This window comes from Streptomyces sp. NBC_00448, assembly GCF_036014115.1.
Taxonomy (GTDB): domain Bacteria; phylum Actinomycetota; class Actinomycetes; order Streptomycetales; family Streptomycetaceae; genus Actinacidiphila.
On sequence record NZ_CP107913.1, the window covers coordinates 6,520,006 to 6,539,704 of the forward strand.

Annotated in this window: 17 protein-coding genes and 2 tRNA genes; 12 read left to right on the top strand and 7 right to left on the bottom strand. The window is 72.7% G+C overall.

From position 1 onward, the window contains the following. Window positions 1-59: 59 nt before the first annotated feature. From OG370_RS28105 to OG370_RS28125, 5 genes are all read left to right on the top strand, one after another. A complete protein-coding gene (locus OG370_RS28105; RefSeq protein ID WP_328474470.1) occupies window positions 60-3,086 on the top strand; it encodes a UPF0182 family membrane protein in 3,027 nt (1,008 codons plus the stop codon). A gap of 42 nt (window positions 3,087-3,128) precedes the next feature. Continuing rightward, window positions 3,129-3,205, top strand: a tRNA-Met gene (locus OG370_RS28110). A gap of 245 nt (window positions 3,206-3,450) precedes the next feature. Continuing rightward, window positions 3,451-5,331, top strand: coding sequence for a tetratricopeptide repeat protein (locus OG370_RS28115; protein ID WP_443060759.1), 1,881 nt, complete (start codon window positions 3,451-3,453; stop codon window positions 5,329-5,331). A gap of 381 nt (window positions 5,332-5,712) precedes the next feature. Next, window positions 5,713-5,789, top strand: a tRNA-Met gene (locus OG370_RS28120). A 252-nt stretch (window positions 5,790-6,041) separates the two neighbouring features. Then, window positions 6,042-7,286 (top strand): HEAT repeat domain-containing protein, encoded by a 1,245-nt coding sequence (locus tag OG370_RS28125; protein WP_328469035.1) that lies wholly within the window; start codon window positions 6,042-6,044, stop codon window positions 7,284-7,286. Here the strand turns inward: OG370_RS28125 and OG370_RS28130 are convergent. Beyond that, the gene (locus OG370_RS28130) at window positions 7,252-7,662 is read right to left on the bottom strand and encodes a Fur family transcriptional regulator (RefSeq protein ID WP_328469037.1); all 411 of its coding nucleotides are present in this window, start codon (window positions 7,660-7,662) and stop codon (window positions 7,252-7,254) included. The two genes, OG370_RS28125 and OG370_RS28130, sit on opposite strands and share 35 nt — an antisense overlap. A 154-nt stretch (window positions 7,663-7,816) precedes the next feature. Between OG370_RS28130 and OG370_RS28135 the strand changes: the two genes are divergently transcribed. Continuing rightward, on the top strand, window positions 7,817-9,277 hold the full coding sequence (locus OG370_RS28135; RefSeq protein WP_328469039.1) for a catalase: 1,461 nt from the start codon (window positions 7,817-7,819) through the stop codon (window positions 9,275-9,277). Between the two features lie 110 nt (window positions 9,278-9,387). Here the strand turns inward: OG370_RS28135 and OG370_RS28140 are convergent, their stop codons facing one another. Both OG370_RS28140 and hisN read right to left on the bottom strand, forming a co-directional pair. Beyond that, window positions 9,388-9,780 carry a CBS domain-containing protein gene (locus tag OG370_RS28140; RefSeq protein WP_328469041.1) on the bottom strand — a complete coding sequence of 131 codons (393 nt, stop codon included), beginning with the start codon at window positions 9,778-9,780 and terminating at the stop codon, window positions 9,388-9,390. Window positions 9,781-9,907: 127 nt separating this feature from the next. Beyond that, window positions 9,908-10,705, bottom strand: a complete 798-nt coding sequence (gene hisN, locus OG370_RS28145; RefSeq protein WP_328469043.1) for a histidinol-phosphatase — start codon at window positions 10,703-10,705, stop codon at window positions 9,908-9,910. 195 nt (window positions 10,706-10,900) lie between these two features. Between hisN and OG370_RS28150 the strand changes: the two genes are divergently transcribed. Then, window positions 10,901-11,455 (top strand): TetR/AcrR family transcriptional regulator, encoded by a 555-nt coding sequence (locus OG370_RS28150; RefSeq protein ID WP_328469045.1) that lies wholly within the window; start codon window positions 10,901-10,903, stop codon window positions 11,453-11,455. A 184-nt stretch (window positions 11,456-11,639) separates the two neighbouring features. Here the strand turns inward: OG370_RS28150 and OG370_RS28155 are convergent, their stop codons facing one another. The 4 genes from OG370_RS28155 to OG370_RS28170 all read right to left on the bottom strand — a co-directional run bounded on the left by OG370_RS28155 (window position 11,640) and on the right by OG370_RS28170 (window position 15,343). After that, window positions 11,640-11,963: a DMT family transporter gene (locus tag OG370_RS28155; protein WP_328469047.1), complete on the bottom strand. Its 324-nt coding sequence runs from the start codon at window positions 11,961-11,963 to the stop codon at window positions 11,640-11,642. Between the two features lie 104 nt (window positions 11,964-12,067). Beyond that, the gene (gene rsgA, locus OG370_RS28160) at window positions 12,068-13,069 is read right to left on the bottom strand and encodes a ribosome small subunit-dependent GTPase A (protein ID WP_328469049.1); all 1,002 of its coding nucleotides are present in this window, start codon (window positions 13,067-13,069) and stop codon (window positions 12,068-12,070) included. Between the two features lie 8 nt (window positions 13,070-13,077). Further along, window positions 13,078-14,436 (bottom strand): 3-phosphoshikimate 1-carboxyvinyltransferase, encoded by a 1,359-nt coding sequence (gene aroA / locus OG370_RS28165; RefSeq protein ID WP_328469051.1) that lies wholly within the window; start codon window positions 14,434-14,436, stop codon window positions 13,078-13,080. A 193-nt stretch (window positions 14,437-14,629) separates the two neighbouring features. After that, on the bottom strand, window positions 14,630-15,343 hold the full coding sequence (locus OG370_RS28170; RefSeq protein WP_328469053.1) for a M50 family metallopeptidase: 714 nt from the start codon (window positions 15,341-15,343) through the stop codon (window positions 14,630-14,632). A 201-nt stretch (window positions 15,344-15,544) separates the two neighbouring features. On the opposite strand from OG370_RS28170, the gene OG370_RS28175 reads away from it, so the two are divergent. The 5 genes from OG370_RS28175 to OG370_RS41560 all read left to right on the top strand — a co-directional run bounded on the left by OG370_RS28175 (window position 15,545) and on the right by OG370_RS41560 (window position 19,663). Beyond that, the gene (locus OG370_RS28175) at window positions 15,545-16,360 is read left to right on the top strand and encodes an SOS response-associated peptidase (RefSeq protein WP_328469056.1); all 816 of its coding nucleotides are present in this window, start codon (window positions 15,545-15,547) and stop codon (window positions 16,358-16,360) included. Between the two features lie 96 nt (window positions 16,361-16,456). Beyond that, entirely contained in the window at window positions 16,457-17,116 is a 660-nt protein-coding gene (locus OG370_RS28180) for an alpha/beta hydrolase family protein (protein WP_328469058.1), read from the top strand. 418 nt (window positions 17,117-17,534) lie between these two features. After that, entirely contained in the window at window positions 17,535-18,167 is a 633-nt protein-coding gene (locus OG370_RS28185; RefSeq protein WP_328474474.1) for a sigma-70 family RNA polymerase sigma factor, read from the top strand. Continuing rightward, window positions 18,164-18,484 (top strand): mycothiol system anti-sigma-R factor, encoded by a 321-nt coding sequence (rsrA, locus tag OG370_RS28190; RefSeq protein ID WP_328469060.1) that lies wholly within the window; start codon window positions 18,164-18,166, stop codon window positions 18,482-18,484. The genes OG370_RS28185 and rsrA overlap by 4 nt, the downstream gene beginning before the upstream one ends. A gap of 270 nt (window positions 18,485-18,754) precedes the next feature. Then, complete coding sequence (locus OG370_RS41560) at window positions 18,755-19,663, top strand: HD-GYP domain-containing protein (RefSeq protein WP_443060760.1); 909 nt, start codon at window positions 18,755-18,757, stop codon at window positions 19,661-19,663. Window positions 19,664-19,699: the final 36 nt, after the last annotated feature.

Below are 19,699 nucleotides of genomic sequence, written 5' to 3' on the forward strand. Positions count from 1 at the left end.
CCGACTCGGGGCACCCCGAGATCGCCGACCACTTCGAGGTGCGCACCGTGGTATTCGAGATGCCGGAACGCGACGGAGACGGAGGGGCGCCCGCACCTCGCTTCACCGTCGGCCGCCCGTCGCGCAGCGCCCGTACGCTGCTCGTCACCGTGGCCGTGCTGGCCCTGCTGATGATCGCGTTCGTGATGTTCGCCGGCTTCTGGACGGACCTGCTGTGGTACCGGTCGGTGCACTACTCCTCGGTGTTCGGCACGGTGTTGTGGACGAAGATCGCGCTGTTCTGCGCCTTCGGGCTGCTGATGGGGCTGGCGGTCGGCGCGAACATGTTCCTGGCGCACCGGCTGCGCCCGCCGCTGAGCGCGATGTCGCCCGAGCAGCAGAACCTCGACCGGTACCGGATGGGCATCGCGCCGTACAAGAAGTGGGTGCTGCTCGCGGTCAGCACGGTGGTCGGGCTGGTCGCCGGCGGATCGGCCACCGGCCAGTGGCGGTTGTGGCTGCTGTTCGTCAACGCGACGCCGTTCCACACCAAGGACCCGCAGTTCCACAAGGACGTGTCGTTCTACACCTTCGACCTGCCCTGGTACCGCTTCCTGCTGGCCTTCTGCTTCGCCGTCGTGCTGCTGTCCCTGCTGGCCGCCGTCCTCGTGCACTACCTGTACGGGGGGCTGCGCATCACCTCGCCCGGTGCCCGCGCCACCACGGCAGCCACCGGGCACCTGTCGGTGCTGCTCGGGCTGTTCGTCTCCCTGAAGGCGGTCGCCTACTGGCTGGACCGCTACTCGCTCGCGGTGAAGTCCAGCGGGATCAAGGCCACCGACAACTGGACCGGCCTGCGCTACGTCGACGCCAACGCGTACCTGCCGGCCAAGACCATCCTCTTCTCGATCGCGGTGATCTGCGCGCTGCTGTTCTTCGCCACGCTGTGGCGCCGCACCTGGACGCTGCCGACGGTCGGCTTCGGCCTGATGGTGCTGTCCGCGATCCTGATCGGCGGCCTGTACCCGGCGATCGTGCAGAAGTTCCAGGTCCAGCCGAACGAGGCCGCCAAGGAGGCGCCGTACATCCAGCGGAACATCGACGCCACCCGCGCCGCGTACGGCATCGACGACACCGTGGAGTCCGACTACAAGGGCACCAGCAAGGCGTCGAACGCCAAGCTGCGCGCCGACGCGGGCAGCGCGGCCTCCATCCGGGTGCTCGACCCCAACGTGGTCTCACCGACCTTCCAGCAGACCCAGCAGTCCGGGAGCTACTACTCCTTCCCCTCCACCCTGGACGTCGACCGCTACACGGTCGACGGCAAGGAGCAGGACACCGTGGTCGGCGTCCGGGAGCTGAACGTGAAGGGCATCCCGGAGAACAACTGGATCAACGACCACTTCAAGTACACCCACGGCTACGGGATGGTCGCGGCCAAAGGCACCACCGTGACCGGCAACGGGGCCGGCTCGACCGCCGGCTCGACCGCCGGTTCGGGCACCGGCACCGGCTCCGGCACCGGTTCCGGCGCGTCGAGCGACTCCGACCACACCGGCCAGCCGGTCTACACCGAGCAGGGACTGCCCACCGCCGGCGCCCTCGGCCCGTACACGCAGCAGATCTACTTCGGCGAGCAGACCAAGCAGTACTCGATCGTGGGCGGCCCCACCAAGGAGCTGGACTACGCGGAGAAGAAGCGCGAGGTGACCACCACCTACCGGGGCAACGGCGGGGTCAGCCTCGACAACCCGGTCACCCGGGCCGCGTACGCGGTGACGCTCGGCGAGCCGAAGATCCTCTACTCGGGGGCGATCGGGCACGGTTCACAGATCCTGTACCACCGCACCCCCAAGCAGCGCGTCGAGGCGGTCGCGCCCTGGCTGACGATCGACGGAGACCCGTATCCGGCCGTCGTCGGCAAGCACGTGGTGTGGATAGTCGACGCCTACACGACGAGCGACAACTACCCGTACGCCTCGCGTACGACGCTGGGCAACACCACCGCGGACTCCCTCACCGACAACCAGCGGTCGGTGGTGGCCCGGCAGAACCGGGTCAACTACATCCGCAACTCGGTGAAGGCCACCGTGGACGCGTACACCGGCGCCGTGACGCTCTACCAGTGGGACGCCAAGGACCCGGTGCTCAAGACCTGGATGAAGGCGTTCCCGCACACGGTGCGGCCCAAGAGCGCGATCCCGGCCGCGCTGATGGCGCATCTGCGCTACCCGGAGGACCTGTTCAAGGTGCAGCGTCAGCTGCTCACCCAGTACCACGTCACCAACGCCGCGCAGTTCTACACCGGCAGCCAGGTCTGGCAGGTCCCGAACGACCCCGCGTCCAAGTCCGGCAAGGCGGTGCCGCCGTACTACCTGAGCCTGAAGATGCCCGGCCAGAGCGCGCAGAGGTTCTCGCTCACCTCCACCTTCACGCCCGGCCGGCGCGGCAACCTGGCGGCGTTCGTCGCGGTGGACTCCGACGCGACCAGCCCGGACTACGGGAAGATACGCCTGCTGGAGACGCCCACCGACGACCCCGTGGACGGGCCGCGGCTGGTGCAGAGCAAGTTCAACTCCGACTCCGCCTACGCCCAGCAGATCTCCCGGCTGCGAGGCAAGGACTCCACCATCGAGTACGGCAACCTGCTCACCCTCCCGCTGGACGGCGGGCTGCTGTACGTGGAGCCGGTCTACCTGCGCGGCGCGAACGTCGACTACCCCCTGCTGAAGAAGGTGTTCGTCAGCTTCAACGGGCGCAACGCGTTCGACGACACCCTCGACCAGGCGCTGGACTCCCTCTTCGGCAGCAGCGGCGGCACATCCACCGGCCCGACGAGCCCCACCGGCCCGACCAGTCCCGCGAGCCCGGGCGGGCCGACCGCCTCGCCGCCGGGCAGTTCCGCCAACCCCCAGGTCGAGGCGGCCCTGACGAAGGCCCAGAAGGCGTACGACGACGCTCAGACGGCCATGCGGATGAACGACTGGACGGCGTACGGCGAGGCGCAGCGGCGGCTCGGCAAGGCGCTGCGGGAGGCCGAGCGGGCCGAGAAGGCGGCGAAGGCCGTCAACCCGGCGAAGGCCGCCAAGCCTTCGAACGCGGGCTGATCAGGTGACATCCCGAGCCGTGGTACGGTTGGCACACAACGACGCGGGGTGGAGCAGCTCGGTAGCTCGCTGGGCTCATAACCCAGAGGTCGCAGGTTCAAATCCTGTCCCCGCTACCACGACGGCTCGGGGTCTCAAGGGACCCCGGGCCGTTTTTTCGTGCCCGCCGCCAGGTCGCGGGACGCCGCTCCGTTTAGGTGAGAACCAGACTTACCGTCAAGGGAGTTCGGGTCACTTCACTTGTTCGTGTGACATCACGTTTACGGTGTTTGGCCTGACCCCTTGTCGGGAAGTCGATAAAACGCCGAAGTGACCAAGCGGGGTGCGGTATACCAGGTGTACGCCGCTGACAGGTGGTGCGACCATGGGGCTTATGGGGGACGGTGCAGGACTGCTGAACACTCGTCAGAACCGTGAGGAGCGGGAGCCGACGGGCCGGAAGGCCGTGACCGTGGCCGAGTTGCTGCCCGCGCCCCGTAGCGCCGAGCCCGCGCAAGAGTCCGCGGCCGCCCCCGACGACGCCTCGGCCACGGCGCCGGCCCTGCTCAGTGACCTGCCCGACGAGGACACCCTCGCGATGCGCGAGGAGGCCGAGATCGAGGCTCGGCACCGGGTGGCCGCCGACGCGGGCGACCCCGGCGCGATGAGCGCGCTCGGCACCCTGCTGCTGCGCCGCGGCGACCTCGACGGCGCGGAGCCCTACCTGCGGGGTGCCGTCCAGGACGGCGACCGTGCCGCCGCCAACAACCTCGCCCTGCTGCTGCACCAGCGCGGCGGCGCCGAGGAGGCCGCCGGCTGGTGGCGGATCGCCGCCGTCGCCGGCTCAGCGCCCGCCGCGCACGCCCTCGGCCGCCACCTGCGCGAGCGTGGCGACGAGCCCGGCGCCGAGTACTGGCTGCGCCAGGCCGCCGAGGCCGGCCACGCCCTGGGTGCGTACGCCCTCGCCGACCTGCTCGACCACCAGCGGGACGTCGCCGCCGAGCGCTGGTTCCGCAGCGCCGCCGAGCAGGGCCACCGCGAGGCCGCCTACCGGCTGGCCCGGATCTGCGCGGTCCGCGGCCAGGAGCGCGAGGCCGAGCAGTGGTACCGCCAGGCCGCAGCCAAGCGGCACCGCCGTGCCGCGCTGCGGCTCGGCACGCTCCTGGAGGAGCGCGGCGAGACCAAGGAGGCCGAGCGCTGGTACCTGACGGCCGCCCGTGACGGCGAGGCCCGCGCCGCGTGCGCGCTGGGTTTCCTGCTGCGCGACGCCGGCGACATCGACCTGGCCGCGACCTGGTGGCGGCGCGCCGCCCAGGCCGGCGACGGCAACGCGGCGAACGCGCTGGGCGCCCTGCACGCCCAGGACGGCGAGACGCAGACCGCCGAGCGCTGGTACCGCACCGCCATGGAGGCCGGCGACGTCAACGGCGCGTACAACCTCGGTCTGCTCTGCGCGGGCAACGGCCGGGCCGCGCAAGCCGAGCAGTGGTACCGCAAGGCCGCGTACGCCGGGCACCGCGAGGCCGCCAACGCGGTCGCCGTGCTGCTGCTCCAGCGCGGGGACGCGGCCGGCGCGGAGCCGTGGTTCTCCAAGGCCGCGGAGTCCGGCAGTATCGACGCGGCCTTCAACCTCGGCATCCTGCACGCCTCCCGCGGTGAGGACGCCGCCGCGCGGCGCTGGTACGAGCACGCCGCCGCGGCCGGACACGCCGAGGCCGCGCTCCAGGTCGCGATCGCCCTCCAGCGCGAGGGCGACCAGCACGCCGCCGAGCGGCATCTGCGCTGCGCGGCCGGCGGCGGCAGCCCCGAGGCGGCCTTCCGCCTCGGCGCGCTCCTCGACGGTCACGAGGAGGGGCGTACGGAGGTCGCCGAGGAGGCGGAGGAGTGGCACGAGCGCGCGGCGCGCCAGGGGCACCGCCGCGCGCAGGTGCGGCTCGGCATGGGCGCGGCCAAGCGGGGTGACGTGGTCGAGGCCGCGCACTGGTACCGGCTCGCGGCCGAAGCGGGGTCGCGCAACGGGGCGTTCAACCTCGGGTTGCTGTTCGCGCGGGAGGGGAGCGAGCCGGAGGCCGCGCTCTGGTGGACCCGTGCGGCGGAGGCGGGGCACGGGCGGGCGGCTTTGCGGATGGCGCTGCTTTCGGCGCGGCGTGGGGACCTGCCGGCCGCGCAGTCGTGGTGTGCTCGTGCGATCGACTGCGGGCCCCCGGAGGTGGCGGAGCGGGCGGCGCGGCTCACCGCGGCGGTTTCCCACGAACTCACTGCGTGATCGCTGGGGCGGTCCGCCCGGGGTGGTTGGTGCTGTCGGCTCCCGGACCACCTGCCGGTGGGGGGTTGTGCGCTCCGTTCTCCCCCAGGGCTTCGCCTGGGAGGTACCCCCACGCGCCCCTGGGGTGCTGCCCCTTGGGGTTGTGGGTTTGCCTTGCGGTGGGGTGGGGTTGTGCGCTCCGTTCTCCCCCAGGGCTTCGCCTGGGAGGTACCCCCACGCGCCCCTGGGGTGCTGCTCCTGGAGGTTGCCTGTTTGGTGGGTGGGGGCGGTCCGTTCTCTCCCCAGAGCTTCGCCTGGGGTGGCTGGTGGGGGCGGAATGAGGGGAATTGGGGGAGGGATTTGGTGGGGTCGGCGGGGCGGGGTATGGTGAGGGAACAACGACGCGGGGTGGAGCAGCTCGGTAGCTCGCTGGGCTCATAACCCAGAGGTCGCAGGTTCAAATCCTGTCCCCGCTACCACGTAGGACGTAAGCCCGAAAGCAACTGCTTTCGGGCTTACGTGTTGTTCGGGCAAAGTCCGGGTGAAGCTGCTTGGTGGGGGCCGGGTGGGGCGGGACGATGGGGGTGGAGAGTCGCGCAAGGCCGGGAGGCGGGTTGCTGCGCAGGCGGCGTCGGGCAGAGGCGGTTGACGTATCCGCGGAGCGGGCCGCGGAGGCGGCGCGGTGGGCCGCGTGGTGCGGGCGGGTGGTGGGGGGGCGGCGCCCCGAGGACGTGAGGGCGTTGCTGGCGCGGCTGCGCGGGGCCGTGGAGCGGGGAACCCCGCAGACGCGGAGTGCGGCCGTGGAGGCGCTGGGGCGGGCGCCCGCAGGGCTGTTGACGTTGCTGGACCGGCACGCGCGGTGCCCGGAGCGGGTGCGTACGGTGCCGGCCGCGCCGGAGGCTGTCGTACCGTCATCCGATCTGCTCGGCGGGCTCGTTGCGTCGCTGGAGGCGGACGGGCGGGTGCGGCAGGCGGCGGTGGAGGCGCTGGCCGCGTTCGGGGGGCCGCTGCCCGCGGCGGCGCTGGCGGTGCGGGCGGTGGACTGGGTGCCGCAGGTCGCGGCGGGGGCGCGCGGTGCGCTGCTGGCGCGTACCGCCCCGGACGAGGCGCCCGCGGTGGTGGGCGTGCTGCTGAGGGTCGGGGAGAGGCGGCGGGCGCAGGGCCTGCTCGCCGGGTACCGGTCGGTGCTGGGCGAGCCGGCGCAGCGCCGGGCGGTGCGGGTGCTGGCCGGGCACGCCGATCCGCCGGTGCGCCGCTTCGGTGTCGAACTCGCCCTGGACCTGGGGGAGTACGTCCGCGGCGACCTGTTGCGCACCGCGCTGCACGACAGCGACCAGGTGTGCCGGCGGCTGTGCGCGCAGCGGCTGCTGGAGTTGGACCCGGAGCAGGCCGGGCGGCTGTTATGGGCGAGTGGCGCGGGAGTGCGCGAGCTGGCGGTGTCGGCGCTGCCCGCGGACGTGCCGGCCACGCGGCTGGTGGCGCCGCTGGCGGACCGGGCCAGGATGGTGCGGGCGCAGGCCCGTTGGAAGCTCTACCAGCGCGGTGAGCCGCCCGCGGAGGTCTACCGCAAGCAGTTGCGGAAGGCGGTGAAGGCGGTGGACGCCGCGCCGGGGCTGCTGGCCGGGCTCGCCGCGGGCCTGGGGGAGTGCGGCGACGCCGCGGACGTGGGGGCGCTGGCCCGGCTGCTGCCCGACCCGCGTGCGGCGGTGCGCAGAGCGGCGGCGCGCGCGGTGGGACGGCTGGCCAAGCCGTACGAACTGGTGCCGCTGCTCGCCCCGTTGGCCAACGACCCGGACCCGGGCGTGGCCAGGGAGGTGTTCGGGGGGCTGGCGCGGGTGCCACACGACGTGCCGCCGGAGACGCTGTGGATCGGCCGGACCCGGACCGAGCCGGCGGTGCGCCGGCTGGCCGAGCGGATCGGCGTACGGGGTGGGCGGGCGGCTATGCGCAGTCCGGGCAGAGCCCGCGGTAGGTGACCTCGGCGGCGGAGACGGTGAAGCCGAAGCGCTCCTCGACGGGGAGGGCCGCGAGCGGGTCGCCGGTGGGGTGGACGTCGCGTACGGTGCCGCAGTCGGCGCACACCAGGTGCTGGTGCGGGTGGTGCGCGTTCGGGTCGTACCGCTTGGCGCGGCCGTCGGTGGCGACCTCGATGATCTCGCCGATGCTCACCATCTCGCCGAGCGTGTTGTAGACCGTCGCCCGCGAGATCTCGGGCAGGCGGGCGATGGCACGGGCGTGGACCTCGTCGGCGGTGAGGTGCACGTGGTCGCCGTCGAGCACCTCGGCCACGACGCGCCGCTGGGCGGTCATGCGCCAGCCGCGTTCGCGTAGTCGTTCCAACAGGTCGCTCATGTGTCCCAGCCTAACAGTCGGGGTCCTGAAGACGACATGGTCCACAGATGGCTCTCGTCTTGACTTAGACAATGTCTACCGTAGGATCGAGTCTGACGCCGGCCGAGGGGCCCGGCGGCGGCCGAGGGACAGCCCGACACCAGGGAGACATGACGTGACTGCTCAGGAGACGGCTCCGCTGACCACGGAGTCCGGCGCGCCCGTTGCGGACAACCAGAACAGCGAAACGGCCGGCCTCGGCGGTCCGGTGCTCGTGCAGAGCCAGCACCTGCTGGAGAAGCTCGCCCACTTCAACCGCGAGCGCATCCCGGAGCGCGTGGTGCACGCCCGCGGCGCGGGGGCGTACGGCACCTTCACGCTGACGCGCGACGTGTCGCAGTGGACGCGCGCGAAGTTCCTCTCCGAGGTGGGCAAGCAGACCGAGACGTTCCTGCGCTTCTCCACCGTGGCGGGCAACCTCGGGGCGGCGGACGCGGTGCGCGACCCGCGCGGCTTCGCGCTGAAGTTCTACACCGAGGAGGGCAACTACGACCTCGTCGGCAACAACACGCCGGTGTTCTTCATCAAGGACGCCGTCAAGTTCCCCGACTTCATCCACACCCAGAAGCGCGACCCGTACACCGGCTCCCAGGAGCCGGACAACGTGTGGGACTTCTGGGGGCTGAGCCCGGAGGCCACCCACCAGGTGACCTGGCTCTTCAGCGACCGCGGAATCCCCGCCTCCTACCGCCACCTCAACGGGTACGGCTCGCACACCTACCAGTGGAGCAACGAGGCGGGCGAGGTCTTCTGGGTGAAGTACCACTTCAAGACCGACCAGGGCATCAGGAACCTCAGCGCCGAGGACGCCGCGCGGCTGGCCGGCACCGACCCGGACTCCCACCAGCGCGACCTGCGCGAGGCCATCGAGCGCGGCGACTTCCCGAGCTGGACCGTGCAGGTCCAGGTGATGCCGGCGGCCGACGCGCCGGGTTACCGCTTCAACCCGTTCGACCTCACCAAGGTGTGGCCGCACGCGGACTACCCGCCGATCGAGATCGGCCGGCTGGAGCTGAACCGCAACCCGGAGAACGTCTTCGCCGAGGTCGAGCAGTCCGTCTTCAGCCCGGCGCACTTCGTGCCCGGCATCGGCCCCTCCCCGGACAAGATGCTCCAGGGCCGGCTGTTCGCCTACGGCGACGCGCACCGCTACCGGGTCGGCGCCAACGCCGACCACCTGCCGGTGAACCGCCCGCACGCCACCGAGGCGCGCACCTACGCCCGCGACGGCCACCTGTACGACGGCCGGCACAAGGGCGCCAAGAACTACGAGCCGAACAGCTTCGGCGGCCCCGTCGAGACCGGCCGCCCCCTGTGGGAGTCCACCGCCGTCGCCGGCGCCACCCAGTACGGCGCGGCGCCCTCGCACGCCGAGGACAACGACTTCGTGCAGGCCGGCGACCTCTACCGGCTGCTCGACGAGGACGCCAGGACGCGCCTGATCGACAACCTCGCGGGCGCCCTCGCCCAGGTCTCGCGCGAGGACATCGTCGAGCGGGCGATCGCCAACTTCCGCCAGGCGGACGCTGACTACGGCAAGCGGCTGGACGCCGCGGTCCAGGCCCTTCGCGGCTGAACCAGCGCTTGACCGTAAAACCGGAGGGGGCCGGACGCCACGGGGCTCCGGCCCCCTCCGGAGTTATCCGCCTGCCGCAAGCCCGAGAGGCGCTACGGGTCCTTCAGGCCCTACGCCGGCACCGCGGACCGGGCCGGCGCCCACAGGCGGATGATGTCGCGGACCGAGACCACGCCCACCGGCTCGCGGCCGTCCAGCACGATCAGGTGCCGGAAGCCGCCGTGCACCATCGCGGCGGCGGCCTCCTCCAGGGTCCACGCCGGTGCGGCGAAGACGACGTCGGTCGTGGTGTGGGCGTGGGCGTGCTCGTCGTCGGGGTCGAGGCCGGCGCCGACCGCGTCGAGGATGTCGCGCTCGGTGAGGATGCCGAGGCCGCAGGTGTCGGTGTCGAGGACGATGGCCGCGCCGACTCTGCGGGCGGACATCAGGCGGGCGGCCTGGCGGAGGGTGTGGGCGGGGCCGATGGTCAGGACCACCGTGCTCATCGCGTCGCGGACCAGCATGTGGGGGCACCTCCAGAAAGGGGGTGAGCCGTCCGCGCAAGCCTGCCGTGGCCTTCCGTGAACGGTTTCACATATTCACAAGCGGGGGTATTCTCATGTTCACATGCTGTTCCGCGTGAGGCAAGGGTCAGGCGCGTCCCAAGTACCCCAGCAGCTCCTCGTGCAACAGCCCGTTCGACGCTGCCGCGTTGCCGCCGAACGGCCCCGACTCGCCCTCCAGCGAGGTGAACCGGCCGCCCGCCTCCCGCACGATCACGTCGTTCGCCGCCATGTCCCAGACGCTCAGTTCCGGCTCGGCACAGATGTCCACCGAGCCCTCGGCGACCATCATGTACGGCCAGAAGTCGCCGTACCCGCGGGTCCGCCAGCAGTTCCGGGTCAGGTGCAGGAAGCCCTCCATCCGGCCGGCCTCCTCCCAGCCGTGCAGCGAGGAGTACGCGAACGAGGCGTCCTCCAGCCGGCCGACCTGTGAGACGTGCAGCCGGGTCGCCGAGGTCAGGCTGCGCCCGGTGTACGCGCCGCCGCCCTTCGCCGCCCACCAGCGCCGGCCCAGCGCGGGCGCGGACACCACGCCGACCACCACCTCGTCGCCGCCCTCGCCGCGCACCGCGAGCGAGATCAGCGTCGCCCACACCGGCACGCCGCGCACGTAGTTCTTGGTGCCGTCGATCGGGTCGATGATCCACCGCCGGGCGCCGCCGCCCTCGCTGCCGTACTCCTCGCCGAGCACCGCGTCCCGTGGCCTGGCCCGGCCCAACTGGCTCCGGATCAGCTCCTCCGCGGCCCTGTCGGCCTCGGTCACCGGGGTCAGGTCCGGCTTCGTCTCCACCTTGAGGTCGATCGCCTTGAACCGCTCCATGGTCGTGGCGTCGGCGGCGTCGGCGAGCACATGGGCCAGCCGCAGGTCGTCGTTGTAATCGGGCATGTGCCGAACAGTATCGATTCGGCCAGGTCCGCGGCCATCACGTCCACGGGCCTGCGCGGGCCCGCGGGCGGGACCGCCGGGCCCCGGCCCGACACAGACCGTCGCGGAGCCTTGACAGCGCGTCGGCCCGCGTCAATTCTTTCGGCACGCCCGCTGCCCGCGGCCCACGACGCTTGCGGTATTGGGGAGGCAACGATGCCTACCGTGCGCGAATCGCTCCTCGAAGCGGCGTTCACCGCGCTCGCCGACCGGTCGTGGACCGAGGTCCGGATGGTCGAGGTGGCCGCGGCCGCAGGAGTCTCCCGGCAGACCCTCTACAACGAGTTCCACAGCAAGGACGGGCTGGCCCGCGCACTGGCCCGGCGGGAGACCGACACCTACCTCGGCGGCGTCGACGAGGCGCTCGCTCGCGCCGAGCGGGACGGCGGCGACGCCGGCGAACGGTTCGCATCCGCGGCCGGCTGGACGCTGCGCCACGCCCGCCGCAGCCCGCTGGTCCGCGCGGCCCTCGCCGGCGACCGCACCTCGCACCCGCCGCTGCCCGACCTCGCCGACGCGCTGCGCGCCCGCGCCGCCCTCTCCCTGACCCGCGCCTTCCCCCGGCTGCCCGCCGACGACATCGCCTGGGCCTGCGACGCCGCCATCCGCCTCACCGTCTCCTACGTCATCGCCCCCGCCCCGAGCGACGAGGACGCCTGCATGCGGATCGCCCAGCTGGTCCGCAGCCTGCTGGCCCGGCATCGCCGGTGACGGGACGTCAGGAGACATTCTGACGGCGAACCTTGACGGAACGTCAAGCCTGGGGCAGGCACGGCCGTTGACGTGACGTCAGGTGCGGGCGGCAGCGGTTCGGCCGGGCGCCGTGCGCGGGTGGCTCCGGGGTCGCGGGCGGCGCCGGGCAGCGGCAGGAGCGAGGTCAGTGGCAGCCGCGAGGTCAGTGGGAGGAGCCGGAGATCTGCAGGCCGATCACCCCGAGGATCACCAGCGAGATCGACACGAGCTTCAGCGCGGAGACCAGGTCACCGAGGAACGCCATGCCGTAGATCGCGGTGCCGGCCGCGCCGATGCCGGTCCACACCGCGTACGCCGGTCCGACGTCGAGCTTCTTCAGGGAGAGGGTCAGCAGGCCGAACGAGCCGAGGGCGAACAGGCAGAAGGCCACCGTCGGCCACAACCTGCTGAAGCCGTGGGACAGCTTCAGACTCACCGCGAATCCTGTCTCGAAGAGCCCCGCGACCACCACGAGAAGCCAGGGCATCGGGTGTGCCTCCGTATCCGTATCCGTCGTTCCGCCGTGCGTCGCACGCCTGTGTTCGCAGCCGATCATCACACAGCCGGGCCGGGGAACCGATGGGGGTACCGTCAGTCTCCTTCGTGCGGCTCACGTGTCGCCAGCAACCGCCGCAGCGAGTCCAGTCGGGCGGGCTCGGCATGACCTGCGGCTACCCACGCGTCCAGCGCGCAGTCCGGCTCGTCGTGCGAACAGCCGCGCGGGCAGTCCTCCGTGCCCGGCACCAGGTCGGGGAAGGCCAGCACCACCCGGGACGGATCGATGTGCGCCAGGCCGAAGGAACGCACCCCGGGAGTGTCGATCACCCAACCGGAGTCGCCCGGCAACGGCAGCGCGAGCGCCGAGGTGGTGGTGTGCCGGCCGCGGCCGGTGACCGCGTTGACCACGCCGGTGGTCCGCTGCCGCTCCACCAGCGCGTTGACGAGCGTGGTCTTGCCGACGCCGCTGTGTCCGACGAGCGCGGTGACATGTCCGGCCAGCCGCCGGCGGATCTGGTCCACCCCGCCGCTCAGGAAGTCCTCGCGGTTGGTGACCACGTACGGCACGTCGAGCGCGCCGTACGTCTCCAGCAGCGGCTCGGCCGGCGCGAGGTCGGACTTGGTGAGCACCAGCAGCGGGGTGAGCCCCGCGTCGTAGGCCGCGACCAGGCAGCGGTCGATCATCCGGGGGCGCGGCTCGGGGTCGGCGAGCGCGGTGACGATGGCGAGCTGGTCGGCGTTGGCGACCACCACCCGTTCGTACGGGTCGGTGTCGTCGGCGGTGCGGCGCAGTACCGAGGTGCGCTTCTCCACCCGCACTATCCGGGCCAGGGTGTCCTTGACGCCCGACAGGTCGCCCACCACGGCCACCCGGTCGCCGACCACCGCGGACTTGCGGCCCAGCTCGCGCGCCTTCATCGCGGTGACCTCGCGGTCGTCCACCAGGACGGTGAGCCGTCCGCGGTCGACGGTGAGCACCATGCCCTCGGCGGCGTCCTCGTGCTTGGGGCGGATCGAGGTGCGCGGGCGGGTGCCCCTGCTGTTGGGGCGGACCCGGATGTCGTCCTCGTCGGGGTTCTTGCCGTAGCGGCGCATGGCGGCCGTCAGCCCCGCCCCGGCCCGGTGCCGGCGGGCCCGGATGTGGCCCCGGGCCGGGCCAGCATGCCTGCCCACAGTTCCGCGAAGTCCGGCAGCGTCTTCGCGGTCGTCGCGATGTTCTCCACCTCGATGCCGGGTACCGCCAGGCCGAGCACCGCGGCGGCCGTGGCCAGGCGGTGGTCGTCGTAGGTGTGGAACACCCCGCCCTGCAGCGGGCGGGGGCGGATCAGCAGGCCGTCCTCGGTCTCGGTGACGTCGCCGCCCAGGCCGTTGAGCTCGGTGGCGAGCGCGGCCAGCCGGTCCGTCTCGTGCAGCCGCAGGTGGGCGATGCCGGACAGCTCCGAGTCGCCGTCGGCGAGCGCGGCGACCGCCGCGATCACCGGAGTCAGCTCGCCGACGTCGCTCAGGTCGGCGACGAGCGGGCGCAGCCGGCCGCTGCCGGCGAAGGTCAGGCCGTGGTCGGTCAGCTCGCAGGAGCCGCCCATCCGGGTGAAGATGTCGCGCAGCGCGTCGCCGGCCTGCGAGGTCAGGCGCGGCCAGCCGGGCACGGTGACCCGGCCGCCGGTGACCAGGGCCGCGGCCAGGAACGGCGCCGCGTTCGACAGGTCGGGCTCCACCGTCAGGTCGCGGCCCAGCAGCGCGCCCGCGGCGACCCGCCACACGTTGGCGGTGCCGCCGTCCTGCGGGGCGTCGACCTTGGCGCCGGCCTTGCGCAGCATGTCGACGGTCATCCGGATGTGTGGAAGCGACGGCAGCCGGTGGCCGGTGTGCCGCAGCTCCAGGCCCTTGTTGAAGCGCGGGCCCGACAGCAGCAGGGCGCTGACGAACTGGGAGGACGACGACGCGTCGACGTCCACCGCGCCGCCGGACAGCGAACCGACGCCGTGCACGGTCAGCGGCAGCGAGCCGCGGCCCTCGTCGTCGACCCGGGCGCCGAGCGCGCGCAGGGCGTCGATGACGCCGTGCAGCGGGCGCTCGTACGACCGCGCGTCGCCCTGGAAGCGGACCGGGCCGTCGACGAGCGCGGCCACCGGGGGCAGGAAGCGCATCACGGTGCCGGCGTTGCCGACGTCGACGGTGGCCGGGCCGTGCAGCCCGGCCGGGATGATCCGCCACGCCTCGCCGCCGTCGGGGTTGACCGTTTCGTCGATCTGCACGCCCATGGCCCGCAGTGCGTCCGCCATCAGCATGGTGTCGCGGCTGCGCAGCGGGCGGCGCAGCCATCCGGGTTCCGCGGACAGCGCGGCGAGCACCAGGGCGCGATTGGTCACCGACTTCGAGCCCGGTACCTGGACGGTCGCGTCCACGGCAGCGGGCGCGGTCGGGGCCGGCCACAGGTCGGTCTGCGCGGTGCTGTCGGTCATGGGCAGCAAGCCTAGTGGCTCGGGTACGGGGAGATAAGTCGGCGAAAGCGGCGAAATCCGCTGGAAACAGGGTGCGGCTACCCTCGGCCCCGCCTGGTCTCTGCCTTGCGGCCCCGCGGTGAGGAGGCGCGCCCCGGGACCGCCGATCCGGGCACCGGCGCCCGGTACGGCCCCGGATACGACCCCGGGCTGATTACCGGATCAGCAGCCAGCGGCCGCCCGCGAACAGCGAGCACAGCGCGACGACGTAGAACAGCAGCAGCCACAGGGCTGCCGGGGTGTGCGTCAGCCGGGCGAGCTGGTCGGCGTCGGAGGAGCCGCTGCGGTCCCTGCGCCGGGAGTTCTGGAGCTCCGCGACCGGCCGCGCCCCGCCCAGCAGCAGGAACCACACCACCAGGTACGCGAACGCGGCCTGCACCTGCGCATCGGTCAGCCAGGACACCAGCAGGAACAGCGCGCCGGTGACGACGACGGTCAGCACCCCGTACGCGTTGCGGATCATCACCAGCATCACCAGGAGCAGCGCGGTCGCCCCCCACAGCAGCGCGGTGATGTGCCCGGCGGTCAGCAGCCCCGCCCCGGCCAGGCCGAGCAGCGGGGGAGCGGTGTACCCGGCGGCGGCGGTCAGCACCATGCCCGGGCCGTGCGGCTTGCCCTTGGAGACGGTCAGGCCCGAGGTGTCGGAGTGCAGGCGTATGCCCTGCAGCCGGCGGCCGGTCAGCAGCGCGATCAGGCCGTGGCCGCCCTCGTGCGCGATCGTCACCGCGTTGCGGGTGACGTGCCAGGCGCCGCGCACCACCACGGCGGCGAGCGCGATCAGCGCGGTCGCCCCCACCAGCCAGTGCGAGGGGTCGGGCTGCGTACCGGTCAGCCGGTCCCACATCTCGGTGATGCTCGCGACGTTCATGCGGTGCTCGTTCCTCTCGCTTCTCCCGCGGCCCCGGCGGTGCCGGTTCGGTAAGGGCCGGGCGGTCGGGCCGGGTTGGGGGTCGGGTCGCCGGTCGGGTGGTCGGGTCGGACGGTCGGTCGGGTCGTCGGCGGGACGGTCCCGGCCGGATCGTGCGGCCGGGCTGTCAGTCGGGCCCGCGGTCGTGGCAGTGTGGCAGTCATGTGCGGTCGATATGCGGCGAGCCGGAAACCCGAAGATCTCGTCGACCTCTTCGAGGTCCAGCGGTGGGACCCCACCGAGAGCCTCGCGCCCGACTGGAACGTCGCTCCGACCAAGGACGTCTACGTCATACTCGACCGACCTGTGCGGGACTCCGGTTCCCCCGATCCGGTACGACAGCTACGGCCGCTGCGCTGGGGCCTGGTGCCGTCCTGGGCGAAGACCCCCGACGTCGGGGTGCGGCTCATCAACGCCCGCGCCGAGACCGCCGCGGAGAAGCCGTCCTTCCGCCGCGCGCTCGCCGCCCGCCGCTGCCTGGTACCCGCCGACGGGTACTTCGAGTGGGTGACCGGCGTCCAGGAGCGGCAGCTGGAGGAGGAGGGCCGCAAGAAGCGCTCCCGCAAGCAGCCGTACTTCGTCACCCCCGCCGACGGCTCGGTCTTCGCGATGGCCGGGCTCTACGAGTTCTGGCGCGACGGCACCCTGCCCGACGGCCACCCGCGCGCCTGGTGGGCCACGTGCACCGTGCTCACCACCGAGGCCGAGGGCACCGACCTGGCGGGATACGACGGCACCGGTCCGCGCGCGCTCCACGACATCCACCCGCGGATGCCGCTGATGATGACCCCGGACCGCTGGAACGCCTGGTTGGACCCGGGCACCACCGACCCCGACGTGCTCCAGGACCTGCTGTCCGCCCCGCCCGCCGGGCTGCTGCGGGCCCACCCGGTCGGCACCGCGGTCAGCAACGTGCGGAACAACGGACCGGAGTTGGTGGTGGAACTGCCGGCCCCGGAGGAGGAGATGCTCTTCTGATCCGCGGCGCTCCGGGTCCGATCCGCGGCGCTCCGGGCCGGGCCGGGTGGGCGCCGTTCCCCCCGCGCCGCCCCGGGGCTCTGGCAGGCTTGGCGGGTGGACACCCCTGACGCCGAACTCGTCGACACCCCAGCGGGCCCGGCCCGGATCACCTGGCATCGCCCCGAGGGCCGGGCGCGCTGCGTGCTGGCCCTCGGGCACGGCGCGGGCGGCGGCATCACGGCCCGCGACCTGGCCGCGCTGGCCGCCGCGCTGCCCGAGCGCGAGGTGAACGTCGCGCTGGTCGAGCAGCCCTGGAGGGTTGCCGGGAAGAAGATCGCACCGGCGCCCAAGACCCTGGACGTCGGATGGACCGCGGTGTGGCCGCGGCTGGCCGCGCCCGGGCTGCCGGTGGTGGCCGGCGGGCGCAGCGCGGGGGCCCGGGTGGCCTGCCGCACCGCCCACCCGCTGGGCGCGGCCGCCGTCCTCGCGCTGGCGTACCCGCTGCACCCGCCGGGCAAGCCGGAGAAGTCCCGCTACGAGGAGCTGGCCGGCGCCGCCGCCGTACTGCCGCTGCTCGGGGTGCAGGGCGGCGCGGACACGTTCGGGCGGCCCGAGGAGTTCCCGGCGGACCACCGGCCGGTGGAGGTGCCCTACGGCGACCACGGCTTCGTGGTGCCCAAGCGGGCGCCGGTCACCCAGGAGGCGGCACTTGCCCTGCTGACCGGAACCGTCGCGGAATGGCTCGCCGGGCTGGGGTTCGCCGCCCCGGCGTGAACGCTCTCCACCCGGCGTGGTAGGCCGTGCGGGCGCAGTTCTCCTTCCCGGGAATGACGACAGCGCGCGCGCTGTTGTGCGTGTCGACAGGGACCGCGCCGGCGGTACCACACAGGGTGAGAGAGGCAGCCGCATGGTTTCAGCCGCATGCCGGTCACGCGAGGAGGCCGCCGCACGGGTGAGCGCGCAGTCCGCGCCGCTCAGCGCCGGTCAGGCCGCCGCCGCGCCGTACCTGGACTGGACCCGGTGGCCGGAGCAGGACCGAGGTAAGGGCACGACCAGCACGTCCACCACCCGTGCAATATCCTCCCAAGCGGGCGGGTCCACTTCTGGGCGCGCCGGCGTTATCGAGGAGGTGGGTCCGGTCACCGGCACCGACGACAGCACGGCGAGCACCGCGGGTGCGTCCGGTTCGGGGGTGCCACCCGTGCCTACGGCCACGGGGGCGGCACAGGAGACCGAAGCGCAGCGCAGCCGGCGTTTCGAGCGGGACGCGCTGGAGTTCCTCGACCAGATGTACTCGGCCGCACTGCGGATGACCCGCAATCCGGCCGACGCTGAGGACCTGGTGCAGGAGACCTACGCGAAGGCGTACGCGTCCTTCCACCAGTTCCGCGAGGGCACCAACCTCAAGGCGTGGCTGTACCGCATCCTCACCAACAGCTTCATCAACTCCTACCGCAAGAAGCAGCGCGAGCCGCTGCGCAGCGGCTCGGAGGAGATCGAGGACTGGCAGCTGGCGCGCGCCGAGTCGCACATGTCGACCGGCCTGCGCTCCGCGGAGTCCCAGGCGCTGGACCATCTGCCGGACTCCGACGTGAAGACGGCGCTCCAGACCATCCCCGAGGAGTTCCGCATCGCGGTGTACCTCGCCGATGTCGAGGGCTTTGCCTACAAGGAGATCGCGGACATCATGGGTACTCCCATCGGCACCGTGATGTCGCGGCTGCACCGCGGGCGTCGCCAGCTTCGCGAACTGCTGGAGGACTACGCCCGGGACCGCGGACTCGTCCCCGCGGGCGTGGCAGATGAGAAGGGCGCGGATTCATGAGCTGCGGAGACGCACATGAGACGGACTGCTCCGAGGTGCTCGACCACCTCTACGAGTACCTCGACGACGAGATGTCCGACGATGCCTGCACCAAGTTCCGGGAGCACTTCGACGAGTGCCACCCGTGCCTGGAGAAGTACGGCCTGGAAGTCGCGGTCAAGAAGCTGGTGAAGCGCTGCTGCGGCTCCGACGACGTACCGAGCGACCTGCGCTCCAAGGTGATGATGCGGATCGAGCTGGTCCGGCGCGGCGAGGCCGTGCCCGAACAGGACGCGCTCAGCGCCGAGATCACCACGACCGAGGCACCCTCCGCGTGACCGCCGGGCCGGTCTGGCAGCCCGGCCCGCGCACCGCTCCGCACCCGCCCCGAACCCGCTGGCACCGCCCGAACTCCCGGTCTCCTGAGGGCTTTACGCCCTACCACGCGACCGCCTGGACGCCGTCAAGCCGCTCGGCCGTACATCACTCCTACGGGTGAGCGGTGGTCCCCCCTTCCGGCGTAATGGCGGCAAAACCCTCATAGCCGCCCGCTACGGCCCTATCCTCCTGAGTCTCGTACATCTTCGTACGGACAGGAGGCTGTCGCCGTGTCACCCGCGCACCGCCGCTCGCAGCCGCCCGCGGTCTGCTGGGGTTCCGCCTGTGCCCGCCGGGTCCGGCAGGAGGCGCAGCAGGCGACCGTACAGGCCCTGCTGCAGGCCCTGGAACTCAAGGACCCCTACACCAGGGGCCACAGCGAGCGGGTCGGCACGCTGGCCGCGCTCATCGCCCGCGAACTCGGCGCGCCCGCGGCCCGGGTGGAGGCGGTCCGGCTCGGCGGCACCCTGCACGACATCGGCAAACTCGCGGTGCCCACCGGGCTGCTGCGCAAAAACGGTCCGCTGACGGACGAGGAGCGCCACGTGGTCCAACTCCACCCGGTCGACGGCGACGGGGTACTGCGCGGCATCTCCGTGCTCGGAGAGGCCCGCCCCGCGGTCCTGCACCACCACGAGCGGATCGACGGCACCGGGTACCCGTACGGCCTCGCGGGCGGGCGGATTCCGGAGGCGGCCAGGATCGTGGCGGTGGCCGACGCGTTCGACGCGATGACGTCCACCCGCACCTACCGTTCGGCCCGGCCGCACGCGCCCGCGATGGCCGAGTTGCGGCGGTGCGCCGGCACGCAGTTCGACCCGATGATGGTGGAGGCGCTGGCGGGTGCGCTGGCGGCGCGGCCGCGGTTCGCGGTGCCCGCGGTGCCGGCGGCGCCCGTGGTTCCCGACCCGGTGCCCGTACGCGACGGGCGCGGCGTATCCGGCGTATCCGGTGCGCCGGCCGAACCAACAGCACAGGCCGCACCGGTCGAACCAGCCGCACCGGCCCGGCTCCGGCCGCTGCCGGCGCTGTGCGGGGCGACCGCGGCGGTCGAGGGACCCCTGCTGGCCAGGGTGCCCGCGCACCCTCCGACCTGGGCATGGTTGGATGCCGGTGCGAAGGGCAAGGGAGTCGGGTGAGGCCCGCGTTCCGCAAGCGGCGGGCTCGGGCTGAGA